Consider the following 26,666-nt stretch of genomic DNA (forward strand, 5'->3'; position numbering starts at 1 on the left):
GGTTGGAAACATGAATAAGTCGTCTGCACAAGGTTCCGAAGATCCCATCCTGCAGTGGGTGACCTTCCGTCTGGACAACGAGTCGTACGGCATCAATGTGATGCAGGTCCAGGAAGTGCTGCGCTACACCGAAATCGCGCCGGTGCCAGGTGCTCCCAGCTATGTGCTGGGTATCATCAACCTGCGCGGTAACGTGGTCACGGTGATCGACACGCGCCAGCGCTTTGGTCTGGCCCCGGTCGAGGTCAGTGACAACACCCGGATCGTGATCATCGAAGCCGACAAGCAGGTGGTCGGTATCCTGGTCGACAGCGTGGCGGAAGTGGTCTATCTGCGTCAGTCCGAAGTCGAGACCGCGCCGAACGTGGGTAACGATGAGTCGGCCAAGTTCATTCAGGGCGTGTGCAACAAGAACGGCGAATTGCTGATTCTGGTTGAGCTGGACAAGATGATGACCGAGGAAGAATGGTCCGAGCTGGAGAACATCTGACCGATGCTGTGGATCGCTGTCGGTGTTCTGGGCATGCTCTGGGTCGTGACCCTGGTTGTGCTGCTGAACCATATCAAGCGTCAGCGTCAGCTCGATGAGCAGCGTAGCAAGGCTGATGAAGCCCGTGAGCAACGTCTGCGCGAGCTGGCCCGGCGAGTGGAAAACTTCCAGAAGGGCACGGTCGGCATGGGCGAGGATCTGCACGAACTGCGTGCCATCGTCGCCGTGTTGCCGGACAAGATCACGGCCCTGGAGCAACGTGATCCTTCGACCCTGACCTTTGCCCAGGCGGCGCGGCTGGTGGGGATGGGCGCCAGCGTCGAAGAGCTCACCCAGTCTTGCGGACTGACCCAGGCCGAAGCGCAACTGATGAGCAAGCTGCACAAGAACAGTTGAAGGCGGGAAGCCACGAGCGGCATGTGAGGGCCGCCTGGGGGGTGGAGTTCGCGCCTAGCGCCCTCTGGGCGGGGGGGTGTGTTTTTCCCGCGGTGGGTCATTCGGCCCCTGGCCCGCCGGAAACTTGCCCTTCAAATGCCAGGCAAAAGCGATGATTTCGGCGATGGTGCGATACAGCTCCTGAGGAATACTGTCGCCCAGCTCCAGGCGTGCCAGCAGCTTGACCAGTTCGGCATTCTCATAGATCGGCACTTCGTGCTCGCGGGCAATGCTGAGGATTTCTTCCGCGAGGCGGTCGTCACCTTTGGCGCTGAGGGTGGGTGCCTGCTGGCCGTCGTAGGTAAGGGCAATGGCCTGGCGAGGGTTGGCAAGGTCAGAATGGCTCATCAGGCGTTCTCGTCGATCCAGCGTTGTTCAAGGTGGGTACGTGGGCCTTGTGGTGCGCTGCCATGGGAGCAGGCCAGCTCGCCCACCGCCAGGCCGCAGGCAACCAGGCGCTCGCGCAGGTAGCCAAGTTCGCGCTCGATCAACTGCGCACTGTCCTCGCGCTGGGCCCAGAGCTGGCTGGACAAAGTGCCGCGCACCAATTGCGCGTGAACCTGCAAAGGCCCCAGCGGCTCCAGATCAAAACTCAGGTCGATGCGCCAGAGCTGCTCGCGCTGCTGCGCTCCTGATTCCTCTTCGCGGCCCTGTTGTTCTTGCCGCTCTGGCGAGTCTTCGCGTTGTACCTTGACCTGCAGCGGCACGATTTCATGCGCATGGCGCATCGGCACTTCAGTCTGCCAGGTGGTCAGCTGGGTTCCATCGGGCTGGGTGCGGGTCTGTTCCAGCGCGCCGAGTTGATGGCTCTGCACCCGTGATACCGCTGCGGCCGCCAGTTTGAGCAACAGCTCCAGGTCATCTTTTTCTGCGCCTGCACCGGCATCGCGTGCCGGCAGCGGAAAGCTGCTCGGCATCACCGGCGGCGCGAGCTGGCCCAGAGTGCCCAAGGCGGCGCGGATGGCGCTGGGCATCACCCGGACCAGCGTGTTGGACGCGGCGGCGGCGCTGTAGGCGGTGTTGGCCGGCACTCCGGGCGGCAGGATCTGGGCGATCAGGCGCATCAGATTGGCTTTCATGTCCGGCAACTGCGTCAGGTTCTGGCCGGCCAACAGTTTTGACTCCATGAACAGGCCGCTGGCGTTAAGCGCTTGTGCCACATTGCGCGGGCTGGCCATTTGCTCAATGTCGGGAATATCGGCCAATAACTGGTCAACCCTGGCTTGCAGTGCAGGGGCGATCGGGGCCTGGCTGCGTGGCAGGTTCTGCAGGGCGTTGAACAAATTCTCCAGCGACCCTTGGCGGCTCTGTTGAGTGCTCAGTTGCTGAGCGACCGCCAATTGATCGAGGCCGCCGGGCAGGGGGACAAAGTTCAGCGCTTGGCTGCCCAGCACCCGGGCGCTGAGCAGGCTGCCCAGCTTCAGTGGCTCTGGGCTGTCGATGCTCAAACTGGTGCCCGCCAGCGCGGTGTTGAGCAGCAGCACGATCGAGCGATACTGGCCGGTGAGCCCTTGGCCCGAGGCCGGGCCAGCGGGTTGGCCGGGACCCGAAGGCGCTGTGGTCAGTGAGTTGATGACCTGACTGGTCAGCACCTTGCCCTGCAACAGCGTACCGATCGGTATCTGCCGGGTATCGAGTTCGGTCTTGAGGTTATTCAATGCACTGTTGATCTGCTGCAACGACAGCGTCAGTTCATTGGGTGATGCTTGCGCCACCAGCAATTGGGTGCCGGGTGTCAGCGGCAGGTTGCTCGTCACCTGCAGGCTGGTCTGGTTACCGTTACCCAGCATCACCCGCAGCAGCAACTGAAATTGCTGGTCGATCTGCTTGAGGGTGACCACTTCAGCTTCGGCGGTCTGACCTTGGGGGATCAGATTGGCCGCAGCGTTGAACAGGGTCAGAACCTGATTGGCCGTGATGCTGGCACGCAGTTGGGCCAGGTTGGGATTGGCCGGCGGGACGCTGGCAATATCACCTGTCATTAAGCTGTGACCTGCTGAATTAGACGCTTTGGGGAGCGGGCTGCCATGTATAATCCCAGCTTTTTTTGCCGGGCTTGCAAGAACCTTGCATCAGTGTAACGGCCGTTACGAGGCCGACTTGAACCTCCATTTAACCCGCTCGCAGCGCCGTGTCTGTTCCGGCTGTGCGCAGTGTACTGGCGGATGTGTGCGATGAGTGTGACTCTACAGGCTGAGGGCCTGTGTTGCGAACGTGACGGGCGGCTGCTGTTCGAGCATCTTGACCTGCAATTGCGGTCGGGGGACATGCTGCAAGTCAGCGGCCCCAATGGCAGTGGCAAGACCAGCCTGTTACGTCTGCTCTGTGGCCTGATGCGCCCGGCCGCCGGGCAGGTTAGCCTCAACGGCCTGCCATTGGCCGGGCAGCGAGGGCAACCGGACCGTCATCTGCTGTGGATCGGCCATGCCACCGGGATCAAGGATGTGCTGACGCCACTGGAGAACCTCGCCTGGCTGTGCGCGCTGCATCAACCGGTGCCGCCTGCTGAGCTGTGGCAGGCGTTGGAGCGGGTGGGGTTACGCGGTTTCGAGGACGTGCCTTGCCATACCCTGTCGGCCGGTCAGCAACGCCGGGTGGCATTGGCCCGGCTGTATCTGCCCGGTCCTGATACCTGGATTCTTGACGAGCCGTTCACCGCGCTTGATGTGCACGGTGTGGCGCAGCTGGAGGCACGGCTGGTCGAGCACTGTGAGCAGGGTGGCTTGCTGGTGATGACCACCCACCACCTGCTGCAGCGTCGGCCGGCCGGTTACCGCAACCTTGATCTGGCGCAGGTGCAGGCATGAGGCAGGTCTTTATCCTTCTGCTGGGGCGCGAAGTCCGCCTGTTGGTCCGCCGTCCGGCGGAGTTGCTCAACCCACTGGTTTTTTTCGCTATCGTGATTGCTCTGTTTCCCCTCGCGGTAGGGCCACAAGCGCAGTTGTTGCAGACCCTGGCGCCGGGATTGGTGTGGGTCGCAGCGCTGTTGGCGGTGTTGTTGTCGCTGGACGGTCTGTTTCGCAGCGATTTTGAAGACGGCTCGCTTGAGCAGTGGGTCCTTTCGCCGCACCCGCTGGCGCTTATGGTGTTGGCCAAGGTGCTGGCACACTGGCTGTTTTCCGGGTTGGCGCTGGTGTTGCTGGCACCTGTGCTGGCCTTGATGCTGGGGTTGCCCACGCGCTGCGTGCCGGCACTGGTGGCGTCACTGTTGCTGGGCACCATGGTATTGAGCTTGCTGGGCGCGGTCGGTGCCGCGCTGACCGTCGGCCTCAAGCGTGGCGGTCTGTTACTGGCCCTGCTGATTTTGCCGCTGTACATTCCGGTGCTGATTCTGGGCAGCGGTACGCTACAGGCGTCCCTGCAGGGCATGCCGGTTGCTGGCTACCTGCTGTGGTTGAGTTGCCTGGCGGTGCTGGCATTGACGCTCTGCCCATTGGCCATTGCTGAGGGCTTGAAAATCAGCGTAGGTGAATAATCGAGGTGCCGAGACCGCTGTAGCGGTCATCAGCGACCCCCTTGCAGGCGATGCGGGTAACCGGCCCATAGCGTTTGTGTAACCGTGAACAAAGGCAGTTTCATGAAAAGCAGCATTAGTTGGGCCTGGTTTCACCGTCTGGGCTCACCGAAAACCTTCTACGACTTCAGCGGCCGCTGGTTGCCCTGGCTGGCGGCGTTTGCCGCGCTGTCGCTGACTGTGGGAGTGGTCTGGGGTCTGGCCTTCGCGCCAGCGGACTACCAGCAGGGCAATAGCTTCCGGATCATCTATATCCATGTGCCCAGCGCCATCCTGGCTCAGTCGTGCTACATGATGCTGGCGGCCTGCGGCGTGGTGGGGCTGGTCTGGCGCATGAAACTGGCTGACGTCGCGCTGCAATGCGCGGCGCCCATCGGCGCCTGGATGACCGCCCTGGCGCTGCTGACCGGGGCGATCTGGGGCAAGCCGACCTGGGGGTCGTGGTGGGTCTGGGATGCGCGGTTGACGTCCATGCTGATTCTGTTGTTTCTGTATCTGGGGCTGATCGCGCTGGGCAACGCCATCAGCAACCGCGACAGCGCCGCCAAGGCCTGCGCGGTGCTGGCGATTGTCGGGGTGGTGAACATCCCGATCATCAAGTACTCGGTGGAGTGGTGGAACACCCTGCACCAAGGCGCGACCTTCACCCTCACAGAAAAACCGGCGATGCCCGCTGAAATGTGGCTGCCGCTGCTGTTCACCACATTGGGTTTTTACGCGTTCTTCGCCAGCGTGCTGCTGCTGCGCATGCGTCTTGAAGTGCTCAAGCGCGAGGCCCGGACCCGCTGGGTCCAGGATGAAGTGCTCAAAACCCTGGGGCGTCCGGTCACGCAGGTGCAACCATGAGTTTCGAATCCTTTGCCGACTTTCTGGCCATGGGCCGCCACGGGCTGTTCGTCTGGTCGGCCTATGGCCTGTTCGTGCTGGTGGTGTTGATCAATATCGCGTTGCCGCTGCTGTCCCGGCGCCGCTATTTGCAGGAGCAGGCCCGTCGCCTGCGCCGGGAGGGGAAGTGATGAACCCGCAGCGTAAAAAGCGTCTGCTATTGATCCTTGCGTTGCTGACGGGCATCGGCGTGGCGCTGGGGCTGGCCCTCAGCGCCCTGCAAGAGAACATCAACCTGTTCTATACCCCGACCCAGATCGCCAATGGCGAAGCGCCGCTGGACACCCGTATCCGCGCCGGTGGCATGGTGCAAAAGGGCTCATTGCAACGCTCGCCGGATTCGCTTGAGGTACGCTTTGTGGTCACCGACTACAACCGTTCGGTGACCATCCGCTATCAGGGCATCCTTCCGGATCTGTTCCGCGAAGGGCAGGGCATCGTCGCCCTGGGCCGGCTCAATGCCGCAGGCGTGGTCGAAGCCGATGAGGTGCTGGCCAAGCACGATGAGAAATACATGCCGCCGGAGGTCACCAAGGCTTTGCAAGACAGTGGCAAGACTGACAGCCCGACGCCTGCCGCAGCCGTTCCATCAGTCTCCAGGGAGGGGTAAGCCATGCTTCCCGAACTCGGCCATCTGGCCATGATTCTCGCGCTGTGCTTTGCCCTGGTCCAGGCCAGCCTGCCGCTGATTGGCGCCTGGCGCGGTGATCGTTTGTGGATGAGCATCGCCCGTCCCGCTGCCTGGGGGCAATTCGCGTTTCTGCTGTTCGCCTTCGGCTGCCTGACCCAGGCGTTCATGAGCGATGATTTTTCGGTGGCTTATGTCGCGCAAAACTCCAACAGCGCGCTGCCCTGGTATTACAAGTTCAGCGCGGTGTGGGGCGCCCACGAGGGTTCGCTATTGCTCTGGGCATTGATTCTGGGCGGCTGGACCTTCGCGGTGTCAGTCCTTTCACGGCAATTGCCACACGAGATGCTGGCCAGGGTGCTGGCGGTGATGGGCATGATCAGCGTGGGCTTTCTGTCGTTTCTGATTCTTACCTCCAACCCGTTCTTGCGCCTGTTGCCGCAGAGCCCGGCCAACGGCCGCGACCTCAACCCGTTGTTGCAGGATATTGGCCTGATCGTCCACCCGCCGATGCTGTACATGGGCTATGTGGGCTTTTCGGTGGCCTTTGCCTTTGCCATCGCGGCGCTGCTTGGTGGCCGTCTGGATGCGGCCTGGGCGCGCTGGTCGCGGCCATGGACCATGGTCGCCTGGGCATTTCTCGGCGTTGGCATCACCCTTGGTTCCTGGTGGGCCTATTACGAACTGGGCTGGGGCGGCTGGTGGTTCTGGGACCCGGTGGAGAATGCCTCGTTCATGCCCTGGCTGGTGGGCACGGCACTGATCCACTCACTGGCAGTGACAGAAAAGCGCGGCGTATTCAAAAGCTGGACGGTGCTGCTGGCCATCGCTGCCTTTTCCCTGAGCCTGCTGGGGACCTTCCTGGTCCGTTCCGGGGTGCTGACCTCGGTCCACGCCTTTGCTACCGATCCGGAGCGCGGGGTGTTTATCCTGGCTTTCCTGCTGCTGGTGGTCGGCGGCTCGCTGACGCTGTTCGCGGTGCGTGCGCCGGTGGTCAAGAGCCAGGTCGGCTTCGCCCTCTGGTCGCGCGAAACCCTGCTGTTGGCCAACAATCTGCTGCTGGTGGTCGCGGCGTCGATGATTTTGCTGGGCACCTTGTATCCGTTGGTCATTGATGCCCTCAGCGGTGCCAAGATGTCGGTCGGCCCGCCGTACTTCAATACCCTGTTCGTGCCGCTGATGGCGTTGCTGATGGCGGTGCTGAGTGTCGGCGTGCTGGTGCGCTGGAAAGACACACCGGTCAAGTGGCTGTTGGGCATGCTGACGCCGGTGTTGATCGGCAGCGTGGTATTGGCGGTGGCGCTGGGCCTGATCCTTGGCGAAGGCCAGTGGGCGGTACTGGCCGTGGTATTGCTGGCTGGCTGGGTGGTGCTGGGCGCGTTGCGGGATATCCACGACAAGATCCGCCACAAGGGCCTGTTCAAAGGGCTGGCCGGTCTGAGCCGCAGTTACTGGGGCATGCAGCTGGCGCACCTGGGGCTGGTGCTGTGCGCGCTGGGGGTGGTGCTTTCCAGCCAGCACAGTATCGAACGCGACCTGCGCCTGGCGCCGGGGCAATCCACCGAACTGGGCGGTTACCGCTTCGTGTTCGAAGGTGCCCGGCATTACGAGGGGCCGAACTTCACGTCCGACCGGGGCACGGTGCGGGTTCTGCGTAATGAGCAGCCAATCAGCGTCCTGCACCCGGAGAAGCGTCTGTACACCGTGCAGCAGTCGATGATGACCGAGGCCGGTATTGATGCAGGCTTTACCCGCGACCTGTATGTGGCGCTCGGCGAGCCGCTGGAGCAGGGCGCCTGGGCGGTGCGTATTCATGTCAAACCGTTCGTGCGCTGGATCTGGCTGGGCGGCCTGCTGACCGGGCTGGGCGGTTTCCTGGCGGCGCTGGATCGCCGCTATCGGCTCAAGGTCAGCCAAAAGGTACGCCAGGCCCTCAGTCCTGCCGGAGCAATCTCATGAAACGCTGGATTCTGTTGATCCCCCTGGTGGTCTTTCTCGGCCTCAGCGCGCTGTTGTTTCGCGGCCTGTTTCTTGACCCTGCCGCGTTGCCGTCGGCGCTGATCGGCAAGCCGTTTCCCGAGTTCAGCCTGCGCGATGTCAGCAGCGCCAGGACCCTGACCCGTGCCGACTTGATCGGGCGCCCGGCGCTGGTCAACGTCTGGGCCACCTGGTGCGTGGCCTGCCGTGCCGAACACCCGGTGCTCAACCGGCTGGCGCAGCAGGGGGTGGTGATCCATGGCATCAACTACAAGGATGTGAACGCCGAGGCGCAGAAGTGGCTCAAGGACTTTCATAACCCTTACCAGCTCAATATCCGCGACGATGACGGTACGCTGGGTCTGAACCTTGGCGTATACGGCGCTCCGGAAACCTTCCTGATCGACAGCCAAGGCATCATCCGCCACAAATTCGTCGGAGTGATCGACGATCAGGTCTGGCGCGAGCAACTGGCCGGCCGTTATCAGGCACTGGTTGACGAGGCCCGGCCATGAAGCGCTGGCTGGCCGCTGCGCTGTTGAGTCTGGGGCTGACCGGTCTGGCCCAGGCCGCCATCGAGGCGCATACCTTTCGCGATGAAGCCGAGCGGGCGCGGTTTGCCGAGCTGACCCGCGAACTGCGTTGCCCCAAGTGCCAGAACCAGGACATTGCCGACTCCAATGCGCCGATCGCTGCCGATCTGCGTAAGGAAATCTACCGGTTGCTGGAAGAGGGCCGCAGCAATCGCCAGATCGTCGATTACATGGTCGATCGCTACGGCGAGTTCGTGCGCTACAAGCCGACCCTCACGGCCCGCACCTGGCTGCTGTGGTTCGGCCCGGCCGGCCTGTTGATCGTCGGCGGCGCTGTGATTGCGCTGATCGTCCGGCGTCGGCGCCTTGCGGTGCACAGCGATGCAACGCTTTCTGACGAAGAGCGCGAGCGTCTGGCGAATCTTTTGAATAACCACCCCATGGATAAACACCGGCAATGATCGATTTCTGGATGGCCGTCGGGCTTGTGTCACTGGTGGCTGCAAGTTTCCTGCTGATTCCGATCCTGCGTAGCCGCCCGCTGGCGGCTGCTGCGGATCGCACGGCAGTCAATATCGAGCTGTACGAAGAGCGGCTGGCGCAGTTGCAGGCCCAACGTGATGCGGGCGGGCTGAGTGCCGAGCAACTGGACAGCGGCAAGGCCGAAGCCGCCCGCGAACTGCTGGCCGATACCGAAGGCAGCGACCGCGCCCGTGCGGCGGGCAGCCTGGGTAAAGCCTGGCCGTTGACCGCCGCCATCCTGGTGCCGCTGCTGGGGGTAGGTCTTTACCTGCATTACGGCGCCAGTGAGCGGGTCGAGCTGAGCCGGGAGTTCGCCGAACCGCCGACTTCGCTGGCAGAAATGACCCATCGCCTGGAGCGGACCGTCGAAGTCCAGCCCGAGTCGGCCGAGGGCTTTTACTTTCTGGGCCGCAGCTACATGGCCCAGCAACGCCCGGCCGATGCAGCGCGGCAGTTCGAACGCGCAGCGGCACTGACCGGCCGTCAACCGGAACTGTTGGGGCAATGGGCCCAGGCGTTGTACTTCGCCGCGAACAAGACCTTTACCCCGCAGGTGCAGGCGTTGACTGACGAAGCCCTGAAAGCCGATGCCAACGAAGTCACCAGCCTGGGCTTGCTGGGCATCGCGGCGTTCGAGAGCAAGCGTTATCAGGACGCGGTGGACTACTGGACCCGCCTGCAACAGTTGCTGCCGGTTCAGGACCCGTCCCGTGCCGCGCTGGAAGGTGGCATCGCCAGAGCCCGTGAAAACCTCGGCACCACCGCGCCGGCGCCAGCCGTCAGTGGCCCGCAGCTCAAGGTCCGGGTCGAACTGGCCGCCGCGTTAAAAGACAAGGTACAGCCCGGCGACAGTGTATTCATCTTTGCCCGTGCCGTAGGCGGCCCGCCTGCGCCGTTGGCGGTCAGGCGGGTGACTGTGGCTGACCTGCCGATCGAGGTGCAGATGAGCGATGCCGACGCCATGATGCCGCAACTGAAACTGTCGAACTTCGCGCAAGTCCAACTCAGTGCACGGGTGTCGCGTGCCGGGCAGCCAACCAAGGGTGAATGGGTGGGCAACAGCCCACCACTGGCGACCAGCACGACGGCCCGTCAAGCGTTGATCATTGACCGTTCTGAATAGGTACTTGCCATGTCTGCTGTCATCACCTGGCGCCTTGCCCGCACAACCTTGCTGGCCGCCGTCATGGGCCTGAGCGCCTGTGCGGTACACCAGCCACCCTCCGGGCCGCGCAGCCAGGAGTCGATCAAGAGCCTGCCGGGCCCGTCGCAACCGGGCACGCCGAAGCCCAAGCCGAGCCAGCCTGTGAAACCGGCTCCTGCCAAAACCTCAGCCAGCTTTGCGCCGCCGCCAGGGGGCAATAGTCATTGGGATCAGAAACTGGGCGTCTATGTGCTTGATGGCAAGACCAACACGTTTTATCGCCAGCGCACGTATTACCAGTGGAACAACGGCTGGAGCTGGTCAACCCAGCCTGACGGGCCCTGGCAGCCTACCGATGCCAATGGTGTGCCGGGTGGGTTGGGGCAGAAGTTCGGTAATTGATGTGCGATGAGATTTTGACCGGTTGAGCGGTGTACATTCGCCGCGGCGGCGCCTGCAAGATCGCATTTCAAATGATCTGTGCTCGGCTGTAGATCGTTGCCGTTGATTTTGCTTTTGATCTTTGAGCCGAGATGGCACAGGCGCCGCAAATCGCGACTTGGGCGCTGGCCGAGGGTAGGCGTTGATTCGGGGGAGAAACCGACATGGATGTCGCTGCTCTTGATATCAGGAGCAGGTGCGTTGGGCAGGACGCCCATCGCGCCGGCCCCCGAATCGACGCCGGACGGAGGGAAGTTCGCCCGCAGTCCAGACAACCGCGGCAAAGACTCTTGCGCAGAACGGAAGGTCTTCGCGGCTAAAGCCGCTCCTACTTGCCGGTGTAAATCTGGTCGAACACGCCGCCATCGATAAAGTGAGTCTTCTGCACGGTGCGCCAGTCACCAAAGGTCTTCTCAACCGAAAGGAAGTCGACCTTCGGGAAGCGATCCTTGTACTTGGCCAGCACCGTTTCATCACGCGGGCGCAGGAAGTTATTGGCCGCGATCTCCTGACCCTCAGGCGACCACAGGTACTTCAGGTAGGCTTCAGCCAACTCGCGTGAGCCCTTCTTGTCGACCACCTTGTCAACCACACTCACCGGTGGCTCGGCCTGGGCAGAAACGCTCGGGTAGATCACTTCAAACTGATCACGGCCAAATTCACGGGCGATCATTTCCGCTTCGTTCTCGAAGGTCACCAGCACGTCGCCGATCTGGTTGGTCATGAATGTGGTGGTCGCGCCACGGCCACCGCTGTCCAGAACCGGCACATGCTTGAACAGCTTGCCGACAAACTCCTTGGCCTTGGCTTCATCGCCGCCGTTTTTCAGGGTATAGCCCCACGCCGACAGATAGGTGTAACGACCATTACCCGAGGTCTTGGGGTTCGGCACGATGACCTCGACGCCATCCTTGATCAGATCCGGCCAGTCTTTCAGGGCTTTAGGGTTGCCCTTGCGCACGATGAATACCGTGGCGGAGGTGAACGGCGCGCTGTTGTTTGGCAGGCGCGTCACCCAGTCTTTGGGCACCAGCTCGCCGTTGTCGGCCAGGGCGTTGATGTCGGTGGCCATGTTCATGGTGATCACATCCGCCGGCAGACCGTCGATGACCGAACGGGCCTGCTTGCTCGAACCACCAAAGGACATCTGCACGGTGGCCTTTTCCTTGTGCTGGGCCTCCCAATGCTTCTGGAACGCGACGTTGTAGTCTTTATAGAAGTCGCGCATCACGTCGTAGGAGACGTTCAGCAGCGGCGCGGCCTGGGCGCTGCTGCCCAGAGCCAGGCCGGCGGCCAGCAGTGAGGCGGCGAATAGTTTCTTCACAGCAGATTCCTTTAGATGAGTGCGTCGTTGTTATGCGGCAGATATCCAGCTGCCGCGATCATAACGGCGGGGCACCTTGCCATTAAAGATTAAAAAAATATTTACTTATGCCCGATCGTCGAGTTTCGGGAACAGCGCGTTGCCGCACCGTGAACAGAACGCTGCGCCGTGTTCATGCTGTTTCTTGGCGCACACCGGGCAGTCGTGCTTGAGCTGTTCACCGCGCATGGCATTGGCCAGCTCGGCGGTGAAGATTCCGGTGGGGACCGCGATGATCGAGTAACCGATGATCATCACCAGCGATGAAACCATCTGGCCCACCGGGGTCTTGGGCACGATGTCGCCAAAGCCCACGGTGGTCAGGGTCACGATGGCCCAGTAAATGCCCTTCGGAATGCTGGTAAAGCCATGCTCCGGGCCTTCGATCACGTACATCAGGGTGCCGAACACCGTTACCAGGGTCGAGACGCTGGCCAGAAACACGATGATCTTCTGTTTGCTGCCGCGCAGTGCTTCGAGCAGGTAGTGGGCCTGGCGCAGGTACATGCCCATTTTCAGGACCCGGAAGATCCGCAACATGCGGATGATCCGCACGATCAACAGATACTGAGCGTCGCTGTAATAGATCGCCAGGATGCCGGGGATGATCGCCAGCAGGTCGACCAGCCCATAAAAGCTGAAAGCGTACTTCAATGGCCGGGGCGAGCAGTACAGGCGCAGCAGGTACTCGACGGCGAACACCGCTGTGAAGCCCCATTCGATCCAGGCCAGCGCGGTGGCGTATTCGGCGTGGATGCTCTCGATACTGTCAATGATGGTGACCAGCAGGCTGAGCAGGATGATCACCAGCAAGGTCTGGTCGAAGCGGCGGCCGGCGGGGGTGTCGGTCTGGAAGATGACCGTGTGCAACCGCTCGCGGCGGTTTGGGGTGGTGCTCATGGGTGGTCTCTGCGTGGCAAGGATGGCTCGGTGGTCATTCGACAGCGATGGCGAGCGTATTCAAGCGCTCAGCCTGTGATTTCGCCTCCTTGAGCAATTGCTCCCAGTCGCCTGGCTGCAGGTTAAGCCTTGTTCAGGGAAACGTCTGTTTCCCTGGTGCTGAAAAAGTTGTGAGAGTCTGCTCTTGGTTTCTGACGTTTACTACCTGCTGGATGTCAGATTTTTTCCGAAATTTTGTGAGATATTTCTGCGAAGCTGCCCGTTCGGGCATGCTCGGGCTTGAGTCGGGCTACTGCTGCCAGCCCCCACCCAACGCCAGAAACAGATCGATCTGCCCCATCGCCACCTGGGTATTGGCCTGCGCCAGTTGTGCACGCATCTGGGTGTAGGTGCGGGTGGCCTGCAGGTCCGCCAGGAATGACTCCCGGCCGGCCTGGTAAAACCGATGGGTCTGTTCGGCGGCTTCTTTGGCCGATTGCTCGGCTTCTACCAAGGCATCGCGGCGGTCGAGCAGGGCGGTGTACTGGGCCATGCTGGTCTGGGTTTCGCGGATGGCATTGAGCACCACGGCGTCGAAGCGCGCCAGCGCGACCTGGCTTGCCGCCTCGGCCTGATGGATGCGCGCCCGGGTGCCATTGCTCGGCACGGTCCAACTGATCAGCGGGCCGAAGCCCCAGCGATTGGTGGCGGGTTTGCCCAGATGATCAAGAAAACCGATGGTCGCCACCGAGGCGCCAATGCTGATGTCCGGGTACAGCTCGCCGGTGGCCACGCCGATTTCGGCAGTGGCCATGTGCAGGTGACGCTCGGCCTGGCGGACATCGGGGCGGCGCTTGAGCAGCGCGGCGCCGTCGCCCACCGGAATGACCTGGGCGAGGTGCGGCAGCTCGGCGCAGTTCTCGACTCCGGCCGGCAGTTGCGCCACGGGTTTGGCCAGCAGCATCGACAGCCGGAACAGCGCGCTCTGGCGTAGCGCTTCATAGCGCGGCAGTTCGGCGCGCAGCGACTTGAATTGGGTCTGCGAGCGGGTCACCTGGGTCTGATCGCCACGCCCGGCATCGCGCAGGCGCTGGTTGAGGTTCACGCTCTGTTGTTGCAGGTCCAGCGACTGGTGAGCGATGGCCAGCTCTTCGTTGGCGGCGCAGACCTGGGTGTAGGCCCGCACCACGTCGGCCACCACGGTAATGCGCGCCGTATCAGCCGCCGCCTGGGTGGCGTCGACATTGGCCTGGGCCGCTTCGATGCCGCGTTGCAGGGTGCCGAACAGGTCAAACTGATACGAGGTGGTCAGACCCACATCACCCACGGTTGCCACCGGGACTTTTTCAGCCAGCAGAAAGGCTTCGCCCGATTCCTGTAAACGCTGGGCGCCGGCCTTGGCGCTGCCGTGAGAACCTCCGGCGGCTTCGGCCTCGGCGCTCTGGTAGCGCGAGCGTTGCAGGTTGGCCGCTGCGATGCGCAGGTCGGTGTTGCTGGCCAGCGCCTGGCGCACCAGCTCATCGAGTTGCCGGTCCTGGTACAGCCGCCACCAATGCTCAGGCACCGGCGCTGAAACCACATTGGCCGAGTTGCCCAGCGTACCTTGCAGGTCGGCACGATTGACTGCGGCGTCCTTGGGTGGCTGGTAGTCCGGGCCGACCACCTGACAGGCCGAGAGCAGGGCGCCGACGCTCAGCGCCAGCAGGCGTAAGGCCGGTTTCATTGCACGGCCTCCTGGTGTGAGGCGTCGATGATCGACACGGTGGCGGTACGCCCGGCGATCATGCGGAAATTCTCGGGCACTTGGTCGAAGGCAATGCGCACCGGGATACGCTGCGCCAGGCGTACCCAACTGAACGCCGGGTTGACGTTGGGCAACAGGTTGCTGCTGCTGGTGCGGTCACGGTCTTCGATGGCGGCGACCATGCTCACGACATGGCCTGTCAGGCGCGCATTGTCGCCCACCACGCGGATATCGACCTTCGAGCCAATATGGATGCCGTCGAGTTTGGTTTCTTCGAAGTAGCCGTCGATGTGGTAGGAGGCTGCATCCACCAGTGACAGCACCGGCCGCCCGGCAGTGACGAATTCATGGGGGCGTGGGGCGCGGTCGTTGAGGTAGCCATCCACCGGGCTACGGATCACCGAGCGATCCAGGTTCAGTTGCGCGGCGTCCACTGACACTCTGGCTTCATTGAGTGCTGACAGCGCCCGGGCCTCTTTGGACTGGCTCTCTTCCAGTTGTTCGCGCGATACCAGATTGCCCAGCGACCGGTTGCGACGATTCTCGCGTTGCGCCTGCTGCCAGGTTTCCTGACGCTCGGCTGCGGTGGCCTGGGCCTGGCGCAGCGCCAGTTTGAAGCGGTCCTGGTCAATGCTGAACAGCACCTGGCCCTTGCTGACCTGCTGGTTGTCGCGCACCTGGACCTGCTGGATCAGCCCGGATACATCCGGGGCGATTTGCACGATGTCGGCGCGAATGTGCCCGTCGCGGGTCCAGGGCGCGAACATGTAGTACATCACCATGCGCCACACCAGCACGCTGGCCAGCGCCACCACAATTAACGTCAGGACCACGCGGCCCAAGGTCAGGATCGGTTTTTTCATGTCATCAGGTACCGGCTAAAGGTGTCCAGTACGCCCAGCAGCAGGGCATACAAACCTGTGTTGAACAACGCCCGGTGCCAGACCAGACGATAAAAGCGGGTGTGCGACAGCACAGCGTGAACAGCCAGAAACAACAGGTACGCCAGGCCCATCAGCACCAGAAAGGTCGGGATGAAGATCCCGTTGATATCCAGCTCGCCAATCATGCGGGTGCTCCATCGGGGCCGTGGATCGGTTGTTCGATGCTTTGGCCATTGACGTCGATGATCTCCAGCCCCGGCAGCAGTGCCAGGCGCAGGCCGCTCAGGGCATGCAGCAGGTGCAGGCGTGCCTGAGGTTCGGCCGGGGCCTGGCTGTTCAGCGCCCGCCGGGTTCGGTCCAGCGTCATCAGCAGGCCGTTGGGGGCCGGCAGGCGCTCCCCGGCCTTGAGGCAGGCGGCAAAATAACCGCCGATCTGCGCGACCACCTGACGCAGCGGTGCCTGACAGGAGGTCGGGATCCGGGGTGTCCAGGCCAGCAGGTCAAGCAGGTTCAACGCCACCCGCAGTTCACGCAGTGGCGTGCTGCTGTCCTGGGCGGTCTGGGCCAGGCGTGGCACCTGCTGCATGAGGCGGTCGATCATCTGCACGCCCAGGCGCCGATGTTCGGCCAGAGTGGCCGGTTCGCTCAGGCTGACAATGTCCTGCCAGTTGAAACGGGTCATGCGGCGCACGGCCATCTCTACACCGAACGGGCGCATGATCAGCGTCCAGATGAACGCGAACAGCAGACCGGCGGGGCCGGCCAGATTGTTGTTGATAAACACCAGAAAGTCGGCGTCATAGGCGCCCTGCACGCTGACGAACGTCGCGGTGTTTACCGCCGTCAGCACCGTAGGCAGGAAGAATTTCGGCTGGGCGCTGAGGGTCGCCACCGTGATGAATGGCGCTGCAAAGGCCAGTACCAGCATCGGGAAGTCATGCACTGTGGGCAGCACCACGAACAGGTACAGGCTCGACAGCACCACCGAAACCAGGGTCCAGAAGAAGAACCGGTAGATCTGCGGCGCCGGGTCATCCATGGCGGCAAAGAAGCTGCACGACACTGCGGCCAGAATCACTGCACTGGCGCCGTCCTGCCAGCCCATGAAAATCCAGATCAGCGAAGCGACGACAATCGCCAGCACCGCCGAAGCCACCGAGTAGAGCATCAGACCGCGATCCAGCGCCGGGCTGATCCGTCCCAGCCGCCAGTGTCGGTACACCGCCTGCCAGGGCCGGCCATCATCGGCCTCGATAGCCTGTTGCAAGCTTCGGCAGTCCTGCCACAGATCGATCCACTCGCCCAGGCGATACAGGGCGTTGGAGAGCAGCAGGTGCTCGCGCTCGTCGAGCTGTTCGGCGTCCGGTTGCAGGCGTTGCAACGCCTGATGCAGATAGTCCCACTGCTCCGGTTGCAGGCCGCTGGCAGTGGCTCGCAGCCAGTGGCGCGCCTCGATCAGCAGGGCCGAAAGGTCGGCCATGCGTTCCGGGCAGCGCCGTTCCAGCGCCCACAGCGCGTCGTTGAGCGCGTCGATCACCGGCAGCAGATGGATCATCCGCCCGCGCAGTTCCAGCGCGTGTCGCACGGTCTGTTTATGCGCACCCTCATGGCGCAATTGGCCAATCATTGGCTCCAGGCTGTTGAACCCGGCGGCCATGGCGGTGCGCAGGCCCGCGACCTCGCCGGGGTCAACGTTGCGGCTGAGAAACTGCTCGCTGTACAGGGTGGCATCGCTGAACCATTTGTCGGTGCTGGCCCGGAACACCGGCGCCAGGCGCCGTGGCCAGAACATGGCGCCGACCACCGCGGCGCAGGTGATCCCGAGGAAGATTTCTTCGGTACGCGACACAGCAATTTCAAACACCGCCTGGGGGTTGTCCACGGCGGGCAAGGCAATCAGCGGCATGGTGTAGCCGGCCAGCATCAGCGCGTAGCTGTTGGCGGTACGCAGGTGCAGCGACAGGTACAGCAGGGTGCCGGTCCACAAGGCAATAACGATGGCCAGCAGGATCGGCGTCTGGACGAAAATCGGCACCAGGATCACCGAGGCGCAGGCGCCAGTCAGTGTGCCTAGCGCCCGGTACAGGGCCTTGGAACTGGTCGGGCCGACAAACGGGCTGGCGACGATGTACACCGTGGCCATGGCCCAGTAAGGACGCGGCATTTCCATAACCAGTGCGATGTACAGCGCCAGCATCGAGGCAGCGAAAGTGCGTACTCCGTGCAGCCAGTCGCGGCCGGGCGGCAGGTCGCTGAGAAAGTCCTTCATGCTCAAGCCGGATCCCCCTCGGGCGGCAGCGCATCAGAAAACGCCTGCAGCACGCGCAGGGCAATTTGCAGGTCTTCAGCGGTGATGCCGCTCAGCACCCCTGCACGCAGGCGGGTCAGCTCGACCTCGATTGAGGCGGCCAACTCGCGGCCCTTGTCGGTCAGGCTCAAGGCCTTGGCGCGGCGGTCGTTGGGGTCTTCGGTACGGCAGACGATCCCGGCCTTGCATAACTGGTCGAGCAGGCGCACCAGAGTCGGACTTTCCATCCCCGCAGCATGCGCCACCCTGACCTGATGCACCCCGTCGCCCAGGCGAGCGATGGCCAGCAGGGGACCGGCGCAGGCTTCGCTGATGCTGTAGCTGGACAGCGTGGCATGGCACAGCCGCCGCCAATGACGGGAGGCGGCGACCATGGTGCTGCTGATGGCGCGATGCAGGGTCGGGTCAGACATGGCTCAGGTCGTTAGGGTGAGTATTATTAGTGAGGACATTAATAGCTTGCTAACTATTACTATCCTGTAACAACCTGTTTCAGTCAAATGAAATTTCTTGCTTGCAGGCGCGGCTTCAGCCGCGAACACGCTCCGCCGCTGACTCAGCGAAAAACGCCTGCGCCGCTTCGACAAACCGCTGGTTGGCCAATGACAAGTACTCCTGAGGACGCCAGCACAGGCCAAAGCTCAGCAGTAACGGCGGATCGAACGGCACGCCGACCAGCGTTGGTTGCTGACGCTGGATTGAGCGCAGCAGGGTGCAGATGCCCATCCCGTCGCAGGCCAGGCGGCTGATCAGCGACACGAAGTTGCTCTCCAGGGCAATCCGGTAGCGGACCTGACGGTTGGCGCAGAAGGCGTCTAGCAGGTGACGCTGCAAGAAGCTCTGGTCGAACACCAGCATGTCGATGTCCTGCAGTTGCTCGGCGCAAATTGCTGTTTCGTTGGCCAGCGGGTGGTCGTGAGCCATGCACAGGACCATTTCGTCGCTGCCCAGCGCCACGTGCTCCCATTCAGGATCGATTCGGCGCTGCTCGAGCAGCGCAACGTCTATCTGCCGGTCCTTGAGGCGCTGGCGGATATCGTCAGCGCTGCCCTCGACCACGTGCATGGCCATAGCCGGATACCGCGCCCGAAACTGCGCCAGCAACTCAGGAATATGACCAATACCGTACAACGGCGGGATGCCGACGCGGATCTCGCCGCACTCCAGCGCGGTCAGGTCCTTGAGTGCTTGCCGCGCTCCGCGTAACTGCACCAGGCCAGCTTCTACCCGTTGCACGAACAACTGGCCTTCAGCGGTGATCGTCAGTTGCCGGCCGACGCGGTTGAACAGTTGCACGCCGAGTTCTTCTTCCAGCCGCGCCACGGCCATGCTCAGCGCCGGTTGCGCCACATGCAGCGCCTGCGCCGCCTTGGTGAAGCTGCCCAGTTGCGCGACCGTGACGCAGTAAGTCAGTGCCTTGAGATTCATGACTCGCCATAGCTAACAAAAATTGATAGGTGGCATCACAAATGAATATTTTTTGTGATGAGCGCGATGCGGCAGGATGGTGTCACGTTTTCCAGCTCATGAGGGTTCGTTTTGAACACGCCGCGTATTTTCCTGGTCCATGCCACTCCCTTGTCGATCAGCCCCATCAATACGGCCTTTGACCGGCACTGGCCGCAAGCCGAGCTTGTCAACTTGCTGGAAGACTCGCTGCCCCGTGATTTGAAGGCTGCCGGGCAGCTGACCCCGGCCATTATCCAGCGCTTTCTCGATCTGACCCGTTACGCGGTCAGTGCTGGTGCCGATGCCATTCTGTTTACCTGCTCGGCGTTCGGTGAAGCCATCGATGCCTGCAAGCGCGAAGTGAGCATTCCGCTGCTCAAGCCCAATGAGGCGATGATCGAAGCAGCGTTGGCGCAAGGCAGCCGGATCGGGCTGTTGGCGACCTTTGAACCGACCCTGGCGTCGATGCGTGCCGAATTTATCGCGGCTGCCGAACGCCAGGGCCAGGCCTTGGACTTGCAACTGCAACTGGCTGAGGACGGCATGCAGATCCTGGCTCAGGGTGATGGCCCTGAGCATGACCGGCGAGTGGCGCAAGCAGCTGATGCGTTGGGGCCGGCTGAGGTGATCTGCCTGGCGCAATTCTCCATGGCCCGTGCCAGTGAGTGGGTGCGTCAGGTCAGCGGCCTGCCGGTGTTGACCACGCCAGACAGCGCGGTTCTGAAGCTGCGCAGCCTGCTCGATCAGGCTGGTTGATGACCGTTGGTCGGAAGGCGTGCAACTTTTATTCGGTGTTTGAGTCGCGCCATTCAAAAAACTGACACTGCGATGTCGCCGCCTATCCCGATTAATCCGGCGCCGGAGCTGAAACGGTCCTGCACAAGGACGGTCATCGGTGATATCGCAATAATGGCCAGGCGGCTCGGGCAACGATTCATTGACGCTTTCAGGGGGTCAACAAAAAACGCTCCAGGCCGATAGCGGTGGCGAACAGGGCAGGCCGAAAGGCCCGCTCCAGAGCCATTCTGTCGGTGCGCATGCGCACCTTGCGAGCCCCCTATGATTGACCTCGCCACCTGGAATTTGTCCGTTCCTGTCGGCATTCCCGCCACTACCATCAACACCCCGCAATTGGTGCGCGGCTACCAGGATGGTTACTTCCGCTCTGGCGAAACGCTGTTCTTCTGGGCGCCGGTAACCGGCTCGACCACTGACAACGCCAAATACCCGCGCAGTGAACTGCGCGAGACCACCGCAGATGGTCGGGCTTTCAACTGGAGTTACACCTCCGCAGACAACGTTTTGCGTGCCGCCTTGACCGTTAACCAGGTGCCATCGAGCGGCAAGATTGTCATCGGCCAGATTCACGCTTATCAGAGTAATGAGCCGCTGCTCAAGGTGGAGTATCAGTACAAGGAGAAACTCCAGACCGGCAACATCGTTGCCAAACTGCGGCGCAACCCGGATGCCGAGATTGAAGTCATCACCCTGGCGCAAGGGGTGCCGCTCAATGTGCGCTTCAACTACACCATTGCGTTGACCAGCACCGGCGAGCTGAGCGTCAACGCTTATGATCACGACTGGAAAGTGCGCCTGGATCAGCAGTGGAGTACCAAACTTTTGTACTTCAAGGCCGGGGTCTATACCCAGGACAATACCGGCTATGCCAGTGAAGGGGGGGCGGCGACCTTTTATCTGCTGCGCATCAGCCACGACAAAAAGGCTTGAACCTTTGTAGGAGCAGCTTTAGCGGCGAAGCTAATTCGCGGCTAAAGCGGATCGCCGCCCGACCACTCCTACGGGGCAATGTCGATCAGTTCAGGCCCAGTTTGCCGCGCAGGGTCGAGAGGTCTTCGGCCAGGGTGTTGACCGGACCCACCAGTGCCTTGCGGTCGTTTTCCTTGACCTTGTCATAGGTCATGAAGCCGCCGTCAGCGGTCTGGTATTTGGCCAGGATCTTGTCCACCGAGGCGAAATTCTTGTCCACCTTGGCGGCAAAGGCTTTGTCCTGCTTCTCGATCTGCGGACGGAACAGGTCGACGATTTTCTTCGCGCCGTCAACGTTGCCCTGGAAGTCATACAGGTCGGTGTGGCTGTAGCGGTCTTCTTCGCCGGAGATCTTGGTGGCCGCCACTTCTTCGAGCAGCACGGCGGCGCCGCCGACTACTTTCTCCGGAGGGAAGGTCAAATCGGCAATGCGCTTTTGCAGGTCATTGACGTCAGCCATCAGCTTGTCAGCAATCGCGCCCTGATCTTGCGCGGTGTTCTTCTCGAACAGCGCGTGTTCCAGGCGATGGAAACCGGTGAAGTCTTCGGCGTCCACGCCTTGTTCGTGGTCATCGACCCGCGAGTCGATGGAGGCGTCGAGGTCGCTGAACAGTTCGGCAATCGGCTCCACGCGCTCGTAGAACACACGGGTCGGTGCGTAGAGTTTTTTCGCGGTGGCGATGTCGCCTTTTTTAACCGCATCGGTGAACTGGCGGGTGTGGCTGACCAGTTCATCGATGTTTTCGGTCACGTAGATCTTGTAGTCGGAGATCGGGCCGACCAGATCCAGCGGTGCGGGGGCGGCAACGGCGGCGAGCGGTGCGCTCAACACACCAAGGGCGAACAGCAGGGCGAGCGGGGTCTTGTTCATATCGACTCTTCCAGTTGAGGTTCAGACAGATTTCGGTGAAGTGGCCGCCAGCAGCGAGCGACCGATGAAATCTTCATCATTGGTCACCCCCGGCAGGGTGAAGAAGTAACCGCCGCCGACCGGCTTGAGGTATTCCTCCAGCGGTTCACCGTTAAGGCGGGTCTGGACGGTAATGAAGCCCTTCTCAAGGTCAGCCTGGTAGCAGATAAACAGCAGCCCCATATCCAGCTGACCATTCTTGTTGACGCCGTTGGAGTAGTTGAACGGGCGGCGCAGAATCAGGTTCTTGCGGCTCTCAGGGGTGCGCGGGTTGGCCAGGCGAATATGCGAATCCAGGCGGGTCTTTTTGCCGTGCGGGTCGGCGGCGTAATTCGGCTCGTCACTTTCGAGCTTGCCGTCCATGGGCGCACCGCTGGCTTTGGTGCGGCCGAAGATCGACTCCTGCTCCTGCAACGGGGTACGGTCCCAGCGTTCGACGAAGTTGCGGATGATGCGTACCACCTGATAGCTGCCGTGCGCGGCCCAGGCCGGCTCGTCACTGCCGGGCTGGACCCAGACCAGTTCGTCCATCTGTTTCTTGTCGTTGGAGTCCGGGTTGGCCGAGCCATCACGGAAACCCAGGAAGTTACGCGCGCTCTCTGCCGGCTGACCGGGCTTTTTCGGTGCCTGCGGCGGTACGGTGCCTTCCTGCTTCCAGCGCACCAGCAGCAGGTCCGGCAGGTTTTTGACGATGTCGCGCAGGGCGTGGATGTTGGTGTCCGGGGTGTTGGCGCAGAACTGAATGCTCAGGTCGCCATGGCAACTGGCGGCGTCCAGCGCGTCATTGGGAAAACCGACCATACGGCTCAGCCGCTTGGGTTTTGCCGCTTGCAGGCCGAAACGCTCGTCGAACAGCGAATCGCCCACCGACACGGTGATGGTCAGGTTGTCCGGGGTTACCAGTGGGCCGAGGATGCCGGAGTCCAGCGGTGGAAGCTTTGGATCAATGTCCTGGACCAGGCCGCCTTTCATCAAAAACGCGATGCGCTCGTTGAGGGTGCGCAGCAGTCGCTCCAGGTCTTGGCGGTCAGTGGCCAGTACATCGAAAGCGACGAACATGCCGGCCGCCGGGCGCGGGTTGACGATGCCGCTCTGGTGCACGCCATGAAAGGCGTTGCTGTCCTGGGTCTTGTCGCTGTTCGGTGCTTCGGTGACCTGCGCAGGTTTTGCGGCCATCGCTGGACCTGCCAGGCTGCTGCCGGCCAACGCCGCCCCGGCGGCGCCCAGCCCCATCAGCACGCGGCGGCGCTGGGGCGATTCGATCACAGCGGTTGCGTCTGGTTTTTTCATCTTGATTGAGTACTCCGCAGTCTTACAGGCTCGACAGGCCCAAGGCCGGATCGATTTGTTGCAGGGCATCGGCCAGCGCCGTGGACTGGCTGGCGATCAGTTGGCGGGCGGCGGCATCGACCTGATCGTAAGGTCGATAGCCGTCTGCGCTTTTCAGGCCGTTAAAGGTGCTGTCCAGGTTGGTCACGGCGCTGTCCAGGCGCTGTTGCAGGTCAGCGTGGTTCTTCGCCAGCAGTGGACGCAGCAGGTCGATGACCTTACGCGCGCCCTCAAGGTTGGCGGCAAACCCATTGAGGTCGGTGTGGCTGTAGCGTTCCTCTTCACCCTTGCTGCGGTTCTGCGCCAGGCTCAGCAGGTTGCGGATCACGATGCTGGTCAGTTGCTCCGGGGCAATGCTCTGGGCCAGCAGTTCCTGCTTGAGCCGCGCCACATCGGCACTGAGCTTTTGCGCCACAGGAGCAAGACCGTCGAGGCTGGCTTGCTTGAACAGACCGAATTCGATCCGGTGGAAGCCGCTGAAGCCTGGGTCTTGCTCACGTTGTTCGAAGTAATCGGCCCGGGCGTTGATGGTGTTGTCCAGTTCGGCCAGGCGCTGGGCGGCCGGGGCGATGCGCTGATAGGCGCTGCGCGCGGGCAGGTAGGCCGCCTGGGCAGCGTCGAGGTCGCCGGCTTCGATGGCTTGTTGCAAGCTGGCAACCGCTTTGATCAGCGCCGAGCCTTGCTGGCTCAGGTACACCCGGTACTCGGATAACGGGCCGATGAATGCGGTCATCGACGGGCGCGCCTTGGCCTGCGCCTCGGACTCGGCGGTCGGGGTCACGTGCAGGGTGCCGCGCGGGTTGCTCAGCAGGCCGCAAGTGATGGCGTAATCGCCTGGCATCAGATTGGCGTTGATCACCTGGCTCATGCCGGGGGTGATGTTTTCGCGCTCTTCGACCACCAGCACGCCGTCGAGGATTTCCCATTCCACAGCACGTTCGGACTGGTTAACGATGCGGAAGCTGTGCTTGCCCGCCGGCACGGTCAGGGCATTGGGCTCGCAACTGCGCGGGTGAATATTGATCACCGTTTCGTTACCGGCATTGGCGGCACGCTTGTGCGCGGCCACTTGCGAGGCGTAGTAGAACAGCCCGCCAGCGGCGAACATCAGGACCACGGAGCCGGCGACGGCCACGCGCAGGGCACGGGGAGACCAGGCTCCCGATGAGGCGTTGGACATGAGTATCCCTTGAGACTAGTGATTCGTGACGGCCGGGCGCGGCGCCTGCGGCTGGGCTTTGTGCGGCAGGAAAAACAGCGTCAGGGCGGCGAGCAGATACAGCAGCCATGCGCCGAGCACACTGACGGTGGGGGCGTCCTGGTAACCGAACATCCCGGCCAGGATCGCGCCGGTCGGACCATCCATCGGCAGCGTGGCGCTGAAATCGAAGACCACCTCTTGCCAGTGGTTCCAGATACCGGCTTCATGCAGTGACCTGACCGAATTGGCCAGCACTCCGGCCGCCACGACGAGGATGAACAGCCCGGTCCAGCGAAAGAACAGGCTCAGGTTCAGGCGCAGACTGCCGCGGTACAGTGCCACCCCCACGGCTACCGAGACCAGCAGGCCGAGCAGGGCACCCAGTGGGGCACCGGAGCCGGTGCTCTGCTGGAATACCGCGAGCAGAAAAAACACGGTCTCCAGACCTTCGCGGGCCACGGCGAAGAACACCATGGCAATCAACGCCCAGGTTTGATTGCGCGAACCGCTCAATGCGCTGTCCAGTGACTGTTGCAAATCATCTTTGACCGAGCGCGCCACTTTGCGCATCCAGAACACCATGGAACTGAGGATGCCCACTGCCAGCAGGCCGACGATGCCTTCGAACAGTTCCTGCTGTTTTTGCGGAAATTCGGCGCTCATCAGTTCCAGGCCGCCACCGACCAACAAGGCCAGGGCGCCTGCGAGGAACACGCCGATCCACACCGCCGGCATCCATTGGCCGCGGCCGGTTTGTTTGAGATAGGAGGCAATGATGCCTACGATGAGCGCGGCTTCAATGCCTTCGCGCAGCATGATCAGAAAGGGAACGAGCATTTTTCACCAGGAATGACTACGGGCGGGTGAAGCGTTTCAAAGTGTTGCCACCGAAACAATGCGCAACATAATGATAGTCATTCCCGTGTAAGGGCCAGTTGTTTTTCCCTTATCCAAGGATTTCTGGCTGCTGTTCAGGGGCGGTTCAGGTGTTTGTCAAGCGCCGGTTGTCATAGCCAAAGCGTCTGGCGATGCCTTGTTTATCAATTCCAATCGGCGCTTTTAAACGGTTTTCAACGCACTAGTGGCGTGTCCGCAGCGTTGAGGATGGTCTGTGCCAGGCGCACTCGCTCTGGGTTCGGGTAGTTGCGGTTGGCCAGGATCACCACGCCCCATTCGCGGTCGGCCATGAAGGCCACATAACCACCGAAACCATTGGTCGAGCCGGTCTTGTTGAGCCAACTGCCGGGTGCTGGAGGCACGGGGGGGCGCAGTGCCTGCGCCGGTTGGGTCTTGAGCGCCATGTCATTGGAATTGCCTGCCAGCAGTGCCGACAGGTCCGCCTGTGGCGGATAGCTCTCCCAGGCCAGCGCCTGAATCGCCGGGCCAAAGCTGAAATAACCCGTGTGGGTCGCTCGCAGCGCTTCTTGCAACGGACTGGTTGGCGGGTGGCTGGCGATATTGGCCTCGACAAAACGGATCAGGTCGGCGCTGCTGGATTTCACCCCGTAAGCCTGATCGGCCAGTATGCCGGGATTGAGCCGTACCGGTTGGTCCTGCCGGTCATAGCCTTGGGCATACAGGCTCTGTTTGTCCGCAGGCACCTTGATCCAGGTCGCCGACAGCCCCAGGGCCGGCAGCAACCCTTGCTGCATGGCCTGGTCGAACGGCAGCCCCAGGCTTTTGGCGGCAATCACCCCGAGCAGGCCGATACTCGGGTTGGCATAGCTGCGATGCGTGCCGGGCAGGTACTGCGGCTGCCATGCCTTGAAGTACGCCATCAGTTGTTGCTCATCCTGCACTCGATCCGGCACCTGTAACGGGAAGCCGCCGGCCGTGTGGGTGGCCAGGTGCAATACGGCGACCTTGCCCAGGCGGCTGTCATGCAGGGCGGGCAGGTAGCTGTCGATCGGGGCGTCGAGCCGGAGTTTGCCTTGCGCCTGAGCCCAGGTGGCGAGGGTCGCGGTGAAGGTCTTGCTGATCGAGCCCAGTTCGAACAGCGTGTCGCTGGTCACCGGTGCGCCCGTGTCTTTGGCCGCCACGCCGAAATTATAGAAGCGCTGGACGCCATGGTCAGTGACCGCGATGGCCATGCCGGCGATACCGTTTTGTTGCATGACTTGCCGGGCGGCCTGCTCGATGAGCAGGTCCCGGGCCTGCGAATCGGTGGTCTGGCTCCAGGCCGCAGGGCTGCCGAGAAGGGCCAGCGTTACCGCGGTCAGCGTGATTGTTCGGTTCATTGTCAGTCCTGTTGCGCGGGGGGCCG

General features: G+C 62.3%; 29 protein-coding genes. 14 read left to right on the top strand and 15 right to left on the bottom strand.

Annotation, left to right across the window (positions count from 1 at the left end):
- The first annotated feature begins 10 nt into the window (after window positions 1-10).
- Together NRB16_RS15620 and NRB16_RS15625 are read left to right on the top strand one after the other, a co-directional pair.
- Window positions 11-490: a chemotaxis protein CheW gene (locus NRB16_RS15620; RefSeq protein ID WP_045489510.1), complete on the top strand. Its 480-nt coding sequence runs from the start codon at window positions 11-13 to the stop codon at window positions 488-490.
- A gap of 3 nt (window positions 491-493) precedes the next feature.
- Window positions 494-886, top strand: coding sequence for a DUF2802 domain-containing protein (locus NRB16_RS15625; protein WP_045489513.1), 393 nt, complete (start codon window positions 494-496; stop codon window positions 884-886).
- Between the two features lie 54 nt (window positions 887-940).
- On the opposite strand, the gene NRB16_RS15630 is transcribed toward NRB16_RS15625, so the two are convergent.
- Window positions 941-1,273, bottom strand: coding sequence for an EscU/YscU/HrcU family type III secretion system export apparatus switch protein (locus tag NRB16_RS15630; RefSeq protein WP_257106459.1), 333 nt, complete (start codon window positions 1,271-1,273; stop codon window positions 941-943).
- The gene (locus NRB16_RS15635) at window positions 1,273-2,907 is read right to left on the bottom strand and encodes a flagellar hook-length control protein FliK (protein WP_257106460.1); all 1,635 of its coding nucleotides are present in this window, start codon (window positions 2,905-2,907) and stop codon (window positions 1,273-1,275) included. Before NRB16_RS15635 ends, NRB16_RS15630 begins: the two co-directional genes overlap by 1 nt.
- Window positions 2,908-3,099: 192 nt before the next feature.
- Between NRB16_RS15635 and ccmA the strand changes: the two genes are divergently transcribed.
- From ccmA to NRB16_RS15685, 10 genes are all read left to right on the top strand, one after another.
- On the top strand, window positions 3,100-3,732 hold the full coding sequence (gene ccmA, locus NRB16_RS15640; protein WP_045489522.1) for a cytochrome c biogenesis heme-transporting ATPase CcmA: 633 nt from the start codon (window positions 3,100-3,102) through the stop codon (window positions 3,730-3,732).
- A complete protein-coding gene (gene ccmB / locus NRB16_RS15645) occupies window positions 3,729-4,400 on the top strand; it encodes a heme exporter protein CcmB (RefSeq protein ID WP_253115299.1) in 672 nt (223 codons plus the stop codon). The genes ccmA and ccmB overlap by 4 nt, the downstream gene beginning before the upstream one ends.
- A 102-nt stretch (window positions 4,401-4,502) precedes the next feature.
- Entirely contained in the window at window positions 4,503-5,285 is a 783-nt protein-coding gene (locus NRB16_RS15650; protein ID WP_045489528.1) for a heme ABC transporter permease, read from the top strand.
- Window positions 5,282-5,455, top strand: coding sequence for a heme exporter protein CcmD (gene ccmD, locus NRB16_RS15655; RefSeq protein ID WP_045489531.1), 174 nt, complete (start codon window positions 5,282-5,284; stop codon window positions 5,453-5,455). The genes NRB16_RS15650 and ccmD overlap by 4 nt, the downstream gene beginning before the upstream one ends.
- A complete protein-coding gene (gene ccmE, locus NRB16_RS15660) occupies window positions 5,455-5,934 on the top strand; it encodes a cytochrome c maturation protein CcmE (RefSeq protein ID WP_045489532.1) in 480 nt (159 codons plus the stop codon). Before ccmD ends, ccmE begins: the two co-directional genes overlap by 1 nt.
- A 3-nt stretch (window positions 5,935-5,937) precedes the next feature.
- On the top strand, window positions 5,938-7,911 hold the full coding sequence (locus NRB16_RS15665) for a heme lyase CcmF/NrfE family subunit (RefSeq protein WP_045489534.1): 1,974 nt from the start codon (window positions 5,938-5,940) through the stop codon (window positions 7,909-7,911).
- On the top strand, window positions 7,908-8,444 hold the full coding sequence (locus tag NRB16_RS15670; RefSeq protein ID WP_045489536.1) for a DsbE family thiol:disulfide interchange protein: 537 nt from the start codon (window positions 7,908-7,910) through the stop codon (window positions 8,442-8,444). The genes NRB16_RS15665 and NRB16_RS15670 overlap by 4 nt, the downstream gene beginning before the upstream one ends.
- Window positions 8,441-8,923 (top strand): cytochrome c-type biogenesis protein, encoded by a 483-nt coding sequence (locus NRB16_RS15675; RefSeq protein ID WP_045489539.1) that lies wholly within the window; start codon window positions 8,441-8,443, stop codon window positions 8,921-8,923. The genes NRB16_RS15670 and NRB16_RS15675 overlap by 4 nt, the downstream gene beginning before the upstream one ends.
- Window positions 8,920-10,107, top strand: coding sequence for a c-type cytochrome biogenesis protein CcmI (gene ccmI / locus NRB16_RS15680; RefSeq protein WP_257106461.1), 1,188 nt, complete (start codon window positions 8,920-8,922; stop codon window positions 10,105-10,107). Before NRB16_RS15675 ends, ccmI begins: the two co-directional genes overlap by 4 nt.
- Before the next feature lie 9 nt (window positions 10,108-10,116).
- Window positions 10,117-10,530: a hypothetical protein gene (locus NRB16_RS15685; protein ID WP_045489544.1), complete on the top strand. Its 414-nt coding sequence runs from the start codon at window positions 10,117-10,119 to the stop codon at window positions 10,528-10,530.
- Window positions 10,531-10,897: 367 nt separating this feature from the next.
- Here the strand turns inward: NRB16_RS15685 and NRB16_RS15690 are convergent, their stop codons facing one another.
- From NRB16_RS15690 to NRB16_RS15725, 8 genes are all read right to left on the bottom strand, one after another.
- A complete protein-coding gene (locus tag NRB16_RS15690; RefSeq protein ID WP_045489548.1) occupies window positions 10,898-11,893 on the bottom strand; it encodes a sulfate ABC transporter substrate-binding protein in 996 nt (331 codons plus the stop codon).
- Window positions 11,894-11,998: 105 nt separating this feature from the next.
- Complete coding sequence (locus tag NRB16_RS15695) at window positions 11,999-12,832, bottom strand: ion transporter (RefSeq protein WP_045489551.1); 834 nt, start codon at window positions 12,830-12,832, stop codon at window positions 11,999-12,001.
- 289 nt (window positions 12,833-13,121) lie between these two features.
- Window positions 13,122-14,534 carry an efflux transporter outer membrane subunit gene (locus tag NRB16_RS15700; protein ID WP_257106462.1) on the bottom strand — a complete coding sequence of 471 codons (1,413 nt, stop codon included), beginning with the start codon at window positions 14,532-14,534 and terminating at the stop codon, window positions 13,122-13,124.
- Window positions 14,531-15,418 carry an efflux RND transporter periplasmic adaptor subunit gene (locus NRB16_RS15705; RefSeq protein WP_253140137.1) on the bottom strand — a complete coding sequence of 296 codons (888 nt, stop codon included), beginning with the start codon at window positions 15,416-15,418 and terminating at the stop codon, window positions 14,531-14,533. The genes NRB16_RS15700 and NRB16_RS15705 overlap by 4 nt, the downstream gene beginning before the upstream one ends.
- Complete coding sequence (locus NRB16_RS15710; protein ID WP_045489560.1) at window positions 15,415-15,624, bottom strand: DUF1656 domain-containing protein; 210 nt, start codon at window positions 15,622-15,624, stop codon at window positions 15,415-15,417. Before NRB16_RS15710 ends, NRB16_RS15705 begins: the two co-directional genes overlap by 4 nt.
- On the bottom strand, window positions 15,621-17,708 hold the full coding sequence (locus NRB16_RS15715; protein ID WP_045489563.1) for an FUSC family protein: 2,088 nt from the start codon (window positions 17,706-17,708) through the stop codon (window positions 15,621-15,623). Before NRB16_RS15715 ends, NRB16_RS15710 begins: the two co-directional genes overlap by 4 nt.
- A gap of 2 nt (window positions 17,709-17,710) precedes the next feature.
- Window positions 17,711-18,160 carry a MarR family winged helix-turn-helix transcriptional regulator gene (locus NRB16_RS15720; protein ID WP_253115277.1) on the bottom strand — a complete coding sequence of 150 codons (450 nt, stop codon included), beginning with the start codon at window positions 18,158-18,160 and terminating at the stop codon, window positions 17,711-17,713.
- A 115-nt stretch (window positions 18,161-18,275) separates the two neighbouring features.
- Window positions 18,276-19,175, bottom strand: coding sequence for a LysR family transcriptional regulator (locus tag NRB16_RS15725; RefSeq protein WP_257106463.1), 900 nt, complete (start codon window positions 19,173-19,175; stop codon window positions 18,276-18,278).
- Window positions 19,176-19,286: 111 nt separating this feature from the next.
- On the opposite strand from NRB16_RS15725, the gene NRB16_RS15730 reads away from it, so the two are divergent.
- Together NRB16_RS15730 and NRB16_RS15735 are read left to right on the top strand one after the other, a co-directional pair.
- Window positions 19,287-19,952: an aspartate/glutamate racemase family protein gene (locus NRB16_RS15730; protein ID WP_257106464.1), complete on the top strand. Its 666-nt coding sequence runs from the start codon at window positions 19,287-19,289 to the stop codon at window positions 19,950-19,952.
- Window positions 19,953-20,255: 303 nt separating this feature from the next.
- Window positions 20,256-20,924 (top strand): polysaccharide lyase family 7 protein, encoded by a 669-nt coding sequence (locus NRB16_RS15735; RefSeq protein ID WP_045489574.1) that lies wholly within the window; start codon window positions 20,256-20,258, stop codon window positions 20,922-20,924.
- A gap of 85 nt (window positions 20,925-21,009) precedes the next feature.
- Here NRB16_RS15735 and efeO (NRB16_RS15740) read toward each other — a convergent pair whose 3' ends face one another.
- The 5 genes from efeO (NRB16_RS15740) to ampC form a co-directional block, all read right to left on the bottom strand.
- The gene (gene efeO / locus NRB16_RS15740; protein ID WP_045489576.1) at window positions 21,010-21,834 is read right to left on the bottom strand and encodes an iron uptake system protein EfeO; all 825 of its coding nucleotides are present in this window, start codon (window positions 21,832-21,834) and stop codon (window positions 21,010-21,012) included.
- A 21-nt stretch (window positions 21,835-21,855) separates the two neighbouring features.
- Window positions 21,856-23,163, bottom strand: coding sequence for an iron uptake transporter deferrochelatase/peroxidase subunit (gene efeB, locus NRB16_RS15745; RefSeq protein WP_045489577.1), 1,308 nt, complete (start codon window positions 23,161-23,163; stop codon window positions 21,856-21,858).
- Window positions 23,164-23,185: 22 nt separating this feature from the next.
- Entirely contained in the window at window positions 23,186-24,382 is a 1,197-nt protein-coding gene (gene efeO, locus NRB16_RS15750; protein ID WP_045489580.1) for an iron uptake system protein EfeO, read from the bottom strand.
- 15 nt (window positions 24,383-24,397) lie between these two features.
- Entirely contained in the window at window positions 24,398-25,240 is an 843-nt protein-coding gene (efeU, locus tag NRB16_RS15755; protein ID WP_257106465.1) for an iron uptake transporter permease EfeU, read from the bottom strand.
- 233 nt (window positions 25,241-25,473) lie between these two features.
- A complete protein-coding gene (gene ampC, locus NRB16_RS15760; protein WP_373568472.1) occupies window positions 25,474-26,646 on the bottom strand; it encodes a class C beta-lactamase in 1,173 nt (390 codons plus the stop codon).
- Window positions 26,647-26,666: the final 20 nt, after the last annotated feature.

Origin of the sequence: Pseudomonas sp. LJDD11 (assembly GCF_024584215.1) — a bacterium.
Classification (GTDB): Bacteria; Pseudomonadota; Gammaproteobacteria; order Pseudomonadales; family Pseudomonadaceae; genus Aquipseudomonas.